Annotated in this window: 9 protein-coding genes; 3 read left to right on the plus strand and 6 right to left on the minus strand. The window is 38.2% G+C overall.

All coding sequences use genetic code 11. The features are described from left to right. Window positions 1-167 precede the first annotated feature (167 nt). Complete coding sequence (locus ADM90_RS01315) at window positions 168-2189, plus strand: GGDEF domain-containing phosphodiesterase (RefSeq protein ID WP_053993274.1); 2022 nt, start codon at window positions 168-170, stop codon at window positions 2187-2189. Between the two features lie 40 nt (window positions 2190-2229). Here ADM90_RS01315 and ADM90_RS01320 read toward each other — a convergent pair whose 3' ends face one another. Further along, complete coding sequence (locus ADM90_RS01320; RefSeq protein WP_200908504.1) at window positions 2230-2697, minus strand: threonine/serine exporter family protein; 468 nt, start codon at window positions 2695-2697, stop codon at window positions 2230-2232. Window positions 2698-2718: 21 nt separating this feature from the next. Beyond that, window positions 2719-3471, minus strand: coding sequence for a threonine/serine exporter family protein (locus tag ADM90_RS01325; protein WP_053993276.1), 753 nt, complete (start codon window positions 3469-3471; stop codon window positions 2719-2721). Between the two features lie 294 nt (window positions 3472-3765). Here ADM90_RS01325 and ADM90_RS01330 point away from each other — a divergent pair, with 294 nt between their 5' ends. Beyond that, the gene (locus tag ADM90_RS01330; RefSeq protein WP_053993277.1) at window positions 3766-5175 is read left to right on the plus strand and encodes a polysaccharide deacetylase family protein; all 1410 of its coding nucleotides are present in this window, start codon (window positions 3766-3768) and stop codon (window positions 5173-5175) included. 41 nt (window positions 5176-5216) lie between these two features. On the opposite strand, the gene ADM90_RS01335 is transcribed toward ADM90_RS01330, so the two are convergent. From ADM90_RS01335 to ADM90_RS01350, 4 genes are all read right to left on the minus strand, one after another. Then, entirely contained in the window at window positions 5217-7316 is a 2100-nt protein-coding gene (locus tag ADM90_RS01335; RefSeq protein ID WP_053993278.1) for a beta-propeller domain-containing protein, read from the minus strand. Window positions 7317-7438: 122 nt separating this feature from the next. Next, a complete protein-coding gene (locus ADM90_RS01340; protein WP_053993279.1) occupies window positions 7439-8632 on the minus strand; it encodes an acyl-CoA dehydrogenase family protein in 1194 nt (397 codons plus the stop codon). A gap of 9 nt (window positions 8633-8641) precedes the next feature. Then, window positions 8642-9814 (minus strand): saccharopine dehydrogenase family protein, encoded by a 1173-nt coding sequence (locus ADM90_RS01345; protein ID WP_053993280.1) that lies wholly within the window; start codon window positions 9812-9814, stop codon window positions 8642-8644. 26 nt (window positions 9815-9840) lie between these two features. Continuing rightward, on the minus strand, window positions 9841-11319 hold the full coding sequence (locus ADM90_RS01350; RefSeq protein ID WP_053993281.1) for an aldehyde dehydrogenase family protein: 1479 nt from the start codon (window positions 11317-11319) through the stop codon (window positions 9841-9843). A gap of 419 nt (window positions 11320-11738) precedes the next feature. On the opposite strand from ADM90_RS01350, the gene ADM90_RS01355 reads away from it, so the two are divergent. Further along, complete coding sequence (locus ADM90_RS01355; RefSeq protein WP_053993282.1) at window positions 11739-12539, plus strand: TIGR00266 family protein; 801 nt, start codon at window positions 11739-11741, stop codon at window positions 12537-12539. Window positions 12540-12575 lie beyond the last annotated feature (36 nt).

The following is a 12575-nucleotide window of genomic DNA, read 5'->3' on the forward strand; positions in this document are numbered from 1 at the left end:
ACATACTAAAAAATATTATTTTTCTTCAAATCTTTTCTTACAATTCATTAGGAAAGTCCTAAATATCTTTACTATCAAATATTTACATATATATTCATAATGACTAATTCCCGATAATTATCTATAATAGATAGTATATATTGATTACCCAAGGAGATCGAATAATCATGAGTCATATGCATAAATCATTTACGATTGATGAACATTATCTAAATTCACTTCCTTTTCCTGCAATTATCATAAATCAAGATGGCCAAGCGATTATTTGGGGGAAGCTCGCCGAACATCTGATTGGTTTTTTAGCTAATGATATTACAGGAAATACTACTCCATTCATACATGAAAATCTACTACGTCAGCTTCCAGTGGAAACATTCCATGCTATTTTGCAAAATGAGGACAGTACGTATATAGACAGTATTCAAGTAAACACCTCTACAAATACAGAAATTACGACAGCATTACTAGCTAAGCCTTTTACAGAACAAGATGAGCGTTTCATTCTTCTTATTTTTATGCTTCCAGAGCTAATGTTAAAGACTATCTCTACTAGCAGTGCCTTTGTTGACTTAAAGCAGGGAATAGATACTACATTTATGACAGTGACGCTTGACCATGATGGATTTATTTTGGAATGTAATAATGAATTTTTAAAAACAAGCCAATGGACACCAAAACGTGTTATTGGTAAAACATTTTGGCAGCTATTCCCCGATAATGAAAAGGTCACAAATACGATTTGGCGTACTTTAAATAATGGTCAGCCATGGCAAGGTGAAGTTGAAAAACTCACTAAAACAGGACAAGTATATTGGGTACTGCTAACCGCTATCCCGACATTTAATTTTGAAACGAATGAGCAGCAATTTATCTTAATTGAAAAAGATATTACCAAATCAAAGAAAATCCAACAGCAGCTAGAAAAAATAGCTTACATTGATACAGAAACAGGTTTAATGAATGCCCATCGACTTGAAAAGGTCATTGCTACTATGGTAGAAGAAGCAAGACATTTTTCTTTTGTATATTTAAGTATTGATAAATTTTATACTTTAAAAGAATTACACGATCAACAAATTAATCAAAGTCTGATTACTGAATTTACAAATCGCATCCAAATGTACTTCCAAGATAGTACAATGGCTCGCATTAATGAAAATGATTTTGTTGTTATTACGCCTTTAAGTGAGTGGTTTATTCAAGGCTTTTTATCTTATTTACAGCAGCACCCGATCTATAGCGGCAATGTGGCGGTTCCCCTTTCGATTAGCGGTGGAATAACAAGATATCCTGAAGATCAAACAACATTCTCTCAGCTTATGAAAGCGTCCATTGCGACAATTTCAACAGTACGTGAGGCTGGCGGTAATAAAATTGTGTCATTGTCAACCGCGACACATAAAGCTTTAAATCGTAAAGCTTTAATTGAAAAACGTCTGCTTCAAGCACTGGACCAAAAAAATTTAAAGGTATTTTATCAGCCACAAATTGATATTGTTTCTGGTCATATTATAACGGTTGAAGCACTTGTACGATGGGAAGATGAAATAATCGGTGTTGTGTCACCTGATGAGTTAATACCTATTGCTGAAGAAACAGGCCTTATTAATAATATCGGGTCCTTCATGCTGGAAAAGGCTTGTGAACAGGCATTGACTTGGAAAAAGGCTGGTTATGATTTTAAAGTTTCCATCAATTTATCTGTACGAGAATTTCGTGATAAAAATATGGCAAAGTCCATCCTTAATACACTAGCCAAAACAGGTTGTCCAGCAAGTCTTCTGCAAATTGAAATTACCGAGAAATTTGCCCTTGAAGCAGAAGCGGCATCTTCCATTATTCAACAAATGCGGAAGCTTGAAAATGAAGGAATTACCTTTGTGTTAGATGATTTTGGCACAGGCTATGGGTCGTTTAAATATATGCAAATTTTACCGATAGACACATTAAAAATCGATCAGACCTTTACAAGTTCATTATTAAAATCTGAGAAAACACAAAAGCTAATGCACGGTATGGTACAGCTAGGAAAATCAATGGGCTTAAAAGTTGTAGCAGAAGGTGTTGAAACAGCAGAACAAGCCAAGCTATTGGTCACTTATGGCTGTGATGCTATGCAAGGCTTTTATATTAGCAAGCCTGTTACACCAGAGGAAATCACTACATTGCTTGTGCAAAAGCAATCATAAAACAAGGAGGCTACGTCTGTAACGTGGCCTCCCTATTTTGTTATTTTTTATAAACTCTCTGAAATGTTAATTTACTTAAGCGGATGGAACGAACAATAAGCTGTGTAAATACTTCTGCGAAAACAAGCCCCATAACAATCGCTCCTGTAATCAAAAATGCCTTTAAGCCATATTGTAAGCCCTGTAAATAATCATCTGCCACGACATTGCGCATCGCATTGTAAGCCATGCCCCCTGGCACTAAGGGGATAATGCCCCCTACTATAAAAATAATCATCGGTATTTTAAAACGTCGGGCATATAAATGAGCCACAATAGCAATAACGAATGAGCCGAAAAAGGAAGCATTCACAACATCCATTCCCCGCTCTGTTAAACTATAATAAATAATCCAGCCGATAACACCGACAAGTCCGCAATGAAGCAGCGTTTTTCTAGGAACATTAAAAATAATAGCAATGCCGGCGGTTGCAAAGAAGCTAACAATGATTTGTGTAATAATATCCATCATGTGTATCTGGTCTGCCTCCTAAAATCCTAGAGTAACGGCAATTGCTGCGCCAATAGCAAAGGCTGTTAAAAAAGCCTCTGCCCCCTTTGCCATCCCTGACATAAAATGACCTGCCATTAAATCACGCACTGCATTCGTAATTAATATACCTGGTACAAGGGGCATCACAGAACTAATAATAATTTTATCAATTTCTGTACCATAACCATATTTTTCTGAAAAGAAGGCAATAAAGCCAATAGCAAGGGATGCTGTAAATTCTGAGAAAAACTTTACCTTTGTTAAATGATTAATGATGACAAGTACTAGGAAGCCTAACCCACCTGCTAAACAGGCTATAGGAAAATCAGACCACCCTCCCTGAAACATAATCAGGAAGCAACCGCTTGCTAAAGCAGCTGCCAGAACTTGTAGATAAGTTGGTAAAAAATAATTTGTTTTTTGTATCGACTTTAGCTCGTCATAAGCCTCTTCTAATGTTATCATGTGAGATGTAAGTCTCCGAGATACTGAATTTACCAGGGCTATTTTTTGTAAATCTGTTACCCTTTTAGAAATTGATGTAATTCTCGTTGGCTGTGTCTTGCCTAATGAAAAAATGATTCCCGTTGGTGTTGCATAGCATTGTGCATTTGTCATCTTTTGTGATTTAGCCATTCGTAGCATCGTATCTTCTACACGATAGGTTTCTGCACCACTCTCAATCATAATACGCCCTGCAAGCAACAAACAGTCAATTGTAAGTTCATTATCCGCTTCTTGTAAGACCATTACAGCTATCTGCCTCCTTCAAAAGGTTCCTTGCCAATAGTATCGAACTGCCAATAAAAACTCAACCGCAAATTTAGCTTTCTTTCCATCAATTATGTTTGGTTTTAAGCAATCACTGCAAAAAGGATAAATTGGTATTGATTTCACTACTTATCGAGAGCACAGAGGCATATCATCCTATTTGGAATTATTTTTATAAATTCACATAAAAAGTTTTTCAATTTGTATAACTTTTTCAATAGTTAACACGTCTGATTGTATAGAAAATAAAAAGAGGGGAGCGTATCCAACATCATGCAGGAACGCAGAAGAAGACGCGGCCCAATAATAGATTTCTTATTACTTGGCCTTATTGTTACATTAACAACGATTATACTAGTTATTATCCTATCAAAGGATGAATTTAAGTTTCAAAAAATTAGTGCTTCAAAAGAAACCGATACAGAATCGGTTAATAGCAATTTATCAACGGAAAGTTCTGCGTTTCCAGGAATACGAATTGTCACAGATGTTTCGAACGATCAACGTACACCTTTTGCGATTCACTATCCACAAACAGATAATGAAGCCTTTAATGATGCCGTATTACAATACATATCGGATTCAAAAGAAAACTATCTAGCGTCTATGAAAAAAAATAAAGATAAAGAAGCAATGGGTGAATTAAATATTAGTTTTGAAACGTTCCCCTATCGAGAGCATTACTATTCCTTTGTGCTAACAAAAATGCTGTACTTAGGCGGAGCAAATCACGAAGTCTCCATCAAAACATTCTTTATTAACAATGAAACAGGAGAACAAATTTCGATCCAAATATTGTTGCAAAATGATGAAAATAATTTATCCACATTAGCTGCAAGTGTACGTAAGGATTTGCAAAAAAATCTTCAAATAAAGGATGCACTGTTGAATGAAGAGCTATTGAAAGCAACGGAACCGAAATGGTCTAACTTTGAGCGCTTTGCTATTGTAGATGATTCATTACAATTCTATTTCGATGAGTACGAGATTGCTAGTGGAGCAGCTGGTGCGCCAGTTGTGAAACTATCCCTATCACTGATTAATCCGTTGTTAGCCTCTGATTTTCAAATTGCTATGGAAAACGTTCAACCAACAAATCCAACGCCTACAGGTGATCCTACTAAAAAGCGAATTGCACTCACTTTCGATGATGGACCGCACCCTAAAGTGACGGAGCAAATTTTAAATATTCTCGATAAATATCATGCAAAAGCAACCTTCTTTATGCTTGGTAGCCGTGTCCAGTATTATCCTGATATTGCCAATGATGTCCTTGCACGTGGTCATGAGGTAGGCAATCATACATGGAACCACCCTGTTTTAACAAAGCTAACACATGAGCAGGTGATGAAGGAATTTAATGCTACTGCTGCTGAAATAGAAAAGGCTATTAACCAAGGAGCCACTGTATTTAGACCACCATATGGGGCAACAAATGATGCAATTAATGCTGAAATCCCTATACCTGTTGTATTATGGACCATCGACACCTTAGATTGGAAGCATCGTAATGCACAGCAGTTATTACCGCATATAAAAAATAATTTACACAATAATGCGATTGTCTTAATGCATGATATCCATCAGTCAACTGCGGATGGACTGGATGCTGTACTTGCTTATTTACAAGAGCAGGGCTATGAATTTGTTACAGTTTCGGAGATTTTACCATATCGTCAATAATAAAAAATCCAATGAATTCAGCATTCATTGGATTTTTCTTTTTATTTGATTGTTAATGTATCGAGATGTTTGAAGTCTTTTAGCTGATAGCTCTTGACCTCGTTGCGCGCTATTGTATAAAGAGTATCATTTATATAGACAACTCGTTGTACAGTTTGCGCCCAATTTTCATACTGTTCACCAGTAGATGCATTAATAAGATTTCCTTTTAAGGTAATGCCCTTGTCAGCTGTAATTTCGTAAATTTGAGCACCCTGACCTTTGTAAATAATATTATCCTTTTGAGCTGCCTCATATAGAACGACTGGGAAGCCAAAATAGCTATATTCCTTATTTCGGAAGAGTGCCTTCGGATTGTGCTGTACCTCAGAGTATGAGCCTTTTCCGCCAATTTTTACCGTTGATTGCTCTTTTGGATTACGGAAGTCTGATACATCAAATAATGACATTTTCATATTCGTTGTTACCGTGAAATTTTGCTTTGTATAGGCATCATAACGTTGTTCTGTATCATAGCCAATGCCAATTAAATGCGTATCGTCTAATGGATGTAGGTAATTACTAAAGCCCGGAATCTTTAGCTCTCCTAAGACAGTTGGCTTATTTGGATTCGCTACATCGATCACAAACAATGGGTCCACTTGCTTAAATGTTACGACATAAGCCTTCTCCCCCATAAAGCGAGCAGAATAAATTCTTTCTCCAGGCGCTAAATCTTTCACCGCCCCAAGCTGTTGTAAGTGCTCATCTAAAATAAAGAGATGGTTACGTGAAATATTCTTTTCATCCCATGTATTTCCTTCTGTTGTGAAAATACGGAAGTTCCCTTTATGCTCATCCATAGAATATTGATTTAATACCGTTCCCTTTACCTCTGCACTTCCAACAAAATTCATAGCTGTACCATCTACAGTCCATTTAAAAATTTGTGTATCTGTTGTTCTTGGTAGCCATATTCTATCCATCACCCGCTCAGTTGCAGGAGAAATAACATTTTTCTCATAAATTGGGGCTGTTACATACAGCGCGTTCTCTGACATATAAAGTCCACTACTACCACCTAAGTACCCCTTTGTATTGACAGTTCCTTTAGCGCCATTTTTTAAATCAATGGCTGTAATGATACTATATGTGCCATCCATTGTATTTGGTAAAATAGAGATTTTCTCTAAAGGTAGGCTTTTGAATTCTTTTCCTTCTGCACTATCAAATGTTTTTGGTTTTAAATCTGGCACCTTTTGTTCTTGTAATACCCAATAATTTGGATGCATATTTCCGATTAAATACAATGTATCATTCGTAATACGAATATCTTGTAAATACCCCTCTTGCCCTACATCACGCAGATGCTTTGGCTTTTCAGGATTGCTAATATCATACAGAGAGGCTGTTGCCATACTTGTGCCTGTTTTCTGCGAATATTCATCTCCAATGGCAATTAAAAGATTATCGTATAATGCAAGCTTTGTTATATAGTGAGATTCTTTGAATTTAATCGTTTTCACCAATTTTAAATTGTTTGGGTCTTTCGCATTCACAACGGTAATGCCCTGATCCTTGATCGAATAAATATAGCCAGCGTTGACGACAACAATATCGCCCTCTTCCACACCTTCTACCTGATTATTTGTGGAAGATTCGTTCGTTGTACTTGCTTTGTCCTCACTACTTGCACTTGGGGCACTCTGTTCACTTTCTAGCCACACAGTATACTTTTGATTGGCTAATAGCTGCTCAAAATATTGCTGTAGCTCTTGCTCAGATTTTACGGCTGTTACTGTTGTAATAATCGTAAATGGAATAACCTGTGAGTCTACCTTAAAACCATGGTCAAATGCCTCTTTTTTCACATGTAATTGATAACTGCCTGCCTCCATGCTCTTGACCACTAATGTTTTTCGATCTTCTAGCAATTCAATTGTTGCAGGTACTTTTTTGTCTTTATCTGTTGTGACATAGACATAGTCCTCTATGATTTTGTCTTTCTTTAAAGCGACAGAAAAGGATACCTGCCAATCCTGCGTAGTCATACTTGTGCTCACAGCCTTTGCGGTTACATCTGTTTTTATAACCCATGTGAAAATGCCAGGCATTATGGCTAACACAGTGATTAATAGAATAACTAACCATTTCTTTTTCATGATTTTCCCTCACCTTCATATACTTGTTTATCAATTAGACTACCAATGAGTGTGAAAGTTACATTTTTCTGAAATTTTTTTACTACATACAAAAAACGAGAGGGCATCAAAATCCCTCTCGTTTATTCTTCAAATGGCCATTTTGGCAGCATTTTTGTTAATGGCTTATCATGACGTCTTCCTAGCACATAATCAGCCTGCATAATCGTATGAATCTCACGAGTGCCTTCATATATAACAGGTGCTTTGGAGTTGCGTAAATAACGAGCTACTGGATACTCATCTGAATAACCGTATGCGCCATGAATTTGTACAGCATCATCAGCAGCTTTATTAGCAAAATTACAAGCCTGCCATTTTGCTAAAGAGGTTTCTCTTGTGTTACGCACACCTTTATTTTTTAATTCACCAACCCGATAAACAAGAAGTTGGCTCATTTGATAGCCAGCCTCCATATTCGCAATCATTTGTCCAACAAGCTGATGTTCTCCAATAGGTTTGCCAAATGTTTCGCGTTCATGACAGTATTTTACGCTAGCCTCTATGCATGCTTGAATCAAGCCTACAGCACCTGCTGCTACTGTAAAACGACCATTATCAAGTGCAGACATAGCAATTTTAAAGCCCTCGCCTTCCTCACCAAGACGATTTTTCACAGGTACACGTAAATCCTCAAAAAAGAGCTCGCCTGTATTGCCTGCGCGAATACCATACTTTCCTTTAATAGCCTTTGAGGAGAACCCAGCCATTGAACGTTCTACAATAAATGCACTAATCCCATGATGCTTTTTGGATTTATCTGTATACGCAAAAACAAGAAAATGATCAGCGATATCACACAAAGAAATCCATGTTTTTTGTCCATTGATTCTATAATGGTCACCATCGCGAACAGCAGTTGTCGACATAGCTGCTACATCAGAGCCTGCTCCCGGCTCCGTTAAGCCAAATGCGCCAATCCGAACACCCTTAGCCTGTGGCGCAAGATACTCCTGCTTCTGTTCCTCAGTACCCCATTGCATTAAGGTCATGCTATTTAAGCCTGTATGGACGGATACAGCCGTACGAAACGCTGTATCCCCTCTTTCAAGCTCCTCACATACAATAGCAAGTGCATTATAATCCATACCACTACCACCATACTGTTCAGGAACACAAACACCCATTAAACCTAGCTCTGCAAGTCTTGACCAGATTTTGGCATCAAAGCCCCCTTCAGCATCCCACTTTGCGATGAAAGGAATAATTTCATCATCCACAAATTGTCTGACTGTTTTTCGCAGCATTTCCTGCTCAGTGGACATTTCAAAATTCATGGCCAGCACCTACCATTTCACAATCATTGCAGATTTATGAGATGTCTCCTTAATCACCACGCCACGTTTTGCCATTTCTTCAATATACATATCACCCGGCACAATTGATTCAGGTGCAAACACACCACGCTCCGTAATTACACCTGCACCAATCATTTGTGCAACAACAGAAACCGTGTTGGCAGTAGCACGTGCCATAGCCGTTTCATTAATTGTCATATCCTTGCGGACAACCATTTCATATTCATATGTCACTTGTTGCTCAGCTTTTTCACCAGCTACAATAACACGTAGAAGTACAGCATCTGGCTTCGTCCCTAACTCAAGTTTCTTTTTAAGGGCTTCACGCACTACCGCACGAACAGGTACTTCCTGATGATCCACTTCTACTGTATTTGTGGCATCAAGGAAGCCTAAATCAGCTAATAGCTTAAATTTCTCTGCATGCCCTTTATAGCGAATTGTTTTATATTCTAATGTGCGGACATTTGGGAATGTCTTATACAGTGTGGAGATTCCTCCAGAAGTATAAAATGCCTCCAGCACACCAAACTCATCAAAATAAATAGGTTCAATGCCTGATAGGGATGGAACTTCTTCAAGTACACCCTTCTGAATTGTTTTAGAAGGTTCCGTATAATGATCAAAAACACCGTCTAAAGAAAATACACGCGTATAGTGAAGAGGCGGCTTAGGCTCAGTTGGAATACCCCCAACAAATAGTTTAATAGATTCAACATCATCTAATTTAGATGCACCATAGCCTGTTAGGATATTGACCATACCTGGTGCCACACCTAGGTCAGGGATAATTGTGACACCCTTTGCCTTTGCTTCCTCATGAAGCTCTAATATTTTTTCTGTTATTCCACCAATATGTCCACCTAAGTCTACGGAATGCACACCTACCTCAATTGCCGCTCTTGCCACTCGTTCATTGAAGGAATAGAATAGCGCATTGACAACAACATCCCCTTTTGCAATGACCTCCATTAAGGAATCATCACTCTCTGCATGAAGCTCCACAACCTCAATCTTATCTGTACCTAGTGTGTCCACAAAATCCTGTGCCACATTTATATCAATATCACTTAAAAATACACGCTTTACTTCATCATTTTTTATTAAATCACGAGCTACCTCTTTCCCCATTAAACCTGCACCTAATACAACAACTTTCATCAAGAACATCCCCTTTCGCTGATCTGTTATTCTGTATCGATTTGTGCTCTTTGTAATTTACCGCTGTAGTCTACGTAAATGCTCTTCCATTCTGTGTATACATCGAGAGCAGCAACACCCGAGTCACGGTGCCCATTTCCTGTCCCTTTTGTACCACCGAAGGGCAAATGAATTTCAGCACCAGTTGTGCCAGCATTTACATAAACAATTCCTGTGTCTAAATCACGTTGGGCGCGGAAAATTGTATTTACATCCTGTGAGAAAATTGAGCTAGATAAGCCAAATTTCACGCCATTATTTACTTCAATTGCTTCCTCTAAACTAGCTACTTCAATTAGTGAAACGACTGGACCGAAGATTTCTTCTTGCGCAATAATCATGTCAGGTTTGACATTCGTAAACAATGTCGGTTCATAATAAAATCCATTATTATACGGCGCTTCATTTAATATATTGCCACCTGCTAATAATGTGGCTCCCTCTTGTTTACCTATTTGCACATAGTGATTAATTTTTTCTAATGCAGCTTTATTAATCACTGGTCCAATTTTAACGCCCTCATCTAAGCCGTTCCCAACGGTTAGCTTTTGCATTTCTTCCAAGAGGTGCTGCTCCAATTGCTCTTTTACATCTTTATGCACAATCACTCGACTACATGCCGTACATCTTTGCCCAGCTGTGCCAAATGCACTCCATAAAATTCCCTCTGTAGCGAGCTGCAAATCAGCATCATCCATGACAATCACAGCATTTTTTCCACCCATCTCTAAAGAAATCTTCTTTAAATGCTTACCGCCAAGCTCAGCTACTTTACTACCTGTTGTTGTAGAACCTGTAAAGGAGATAACCTTTACATCGGGATGTTCAATTAAAGCTGTTCCAACTGTAGGCCCTGTACCAAATACAATATTTGCTACACTATCTGGTAAGCCTACTTCTTCAAAAATTTTACCCATTTCATAGGCCATCATTGGTGTCTCATTTGAAGGCTTCCAAATAAATGTATTCCCTGCAACAATTGCAGGAAATGACTTCCATGTTGCAATAGCAATAGGGAAATTCCAAGGAGTAATAAGTGCCACAACACCAATAGGCGCTCTTACACTCATTGCAAACTTATTAGCTAGCTCAGATGGTGTCGTCTCACCAAACAACCTGCGACCTTCCCCAGCCATATAGTAAGCCATATCGATGCCTTCTTGCACCTCTCCTCTAGCTTCTTCAATAACCTTGCCCATCTCTTTTGTTAAAACGGTCGCCAAATATTCCTTTTTTTCTTTCATTTTTTGACCGATGGCATATAAATAGTCTGCACGCTTTGGCGCTGGTACAAGTGCCCAGCCTTTTTGTGCTTGTTTAGCAGCTACTACCGCCTCATCTACTTCGCTTGCTGTTGAACGAGGTATGGTGGCTAACTGCTCTCCATTTGCAGGGTTCGTCACTGCTATACTTTGTAAATGTGAATGTGCTTTCCATTTACCACCGATATAGTTTTTAATCTCCACTTCATACACCCCCTGAAATACTCTATGATGCCTCGGCTATCGACCAGTCGTATTCCATAGGTACAGAATATATGACTTTCGTGAGAATTAATTATGTCAAAATTCCGAATTTTAAAGATATATTATCCCTTTGTAATACGTCCGTAAAACAAATATCAGCGACAACTGCCAGAGGCTTTATTTTCACTTAACGTAAAACTTTCACCTATCCATTTATGCAAAGGGATAGCCGTTTAAGGTTATGTATATTCACCATACCCTCCATTAAATGAAAATAAATCATACACATTCTAGTTTTTTATATTCGACATTTTCTGTCTAATTCCCTTTTTTTCTAAAAGATTTAATTTTTCATTGAAACTAATGTGACGGATCACCGTATATAATAACAATAAATTTATTATTGGAGGAATCTCTTTATGAATAACCATGAAATTGATTACAAATTGTTTGGTGACGATATGCAGTATGTACAGGTGGAGCTTGATCCTCAAGAAACTGTTGTTGCGGAAGCAGGCGCTTTAATGATGATGGATGATGCCATTCATATGGAAACAATTTTTGGTGATGGCTCAAGAGGTAGCTCACAAAGCGGAATAATGGGGAAATTATTAGGTGCTGGTAAACGAATGATTACAGGTGAAAGCTTATTTATGACGACATTTACAAATGTTGGCTCAGGTAAAAAGCATGTCTATTTTGCTTCACCTTACCCAGGCAAAATTATTCCAATGGATTTAAGTCAATTAAATGGCAAAATTATTTGTCAAAAGGATGCCTTTCTAGCAGCGGCTAAAGGAGTTTCTATTGGCGTTGAATTCCAGAGAAAAATCGGTGCTGGTTTCTTTGGTGGTGAAGGCTTTATTATGCAAAAACTTGAGGGAGATGGTATGGCATTTGTCCATGCAGGTGGTACTATTCATGAAAAAACATTGCAGCCTGGGGAGGTTTTACGTGTGGACACTGGCTGTCTAGTAGCGATGACTGCCAGCGTGGACTATAATATCGAGCTAGTAGGAGGCGTAAAAACGGCACTATTTGGGGGAGAAGGTATTTTCTTTGCTACTCTACGTGGTCCGGGTAAAGTTTGGGTACAATCATTACCATTTAGCCGTTTAGCAAGCCGCGTCTTTGCAGCAGCGCCTATTTCACAAGGCGGTGGTGGTCAATCGAAAGGTGAAGGCGGTATTGGCGGTTTATTTGATTTATTTAACAAATAACAAAATGGGAGCATATCACTACTGGATATGCTCCCA

It is taken from the genome of Lysinibacillus macroides (assembly GCF_001281525.1).
Classification (GTDB): domain Bacteria; phylum Bacillota; class Bacilli; order Bacillales_A; family Planococcaceae; genus Lysinibacillus; species Lysinibacillus macroides.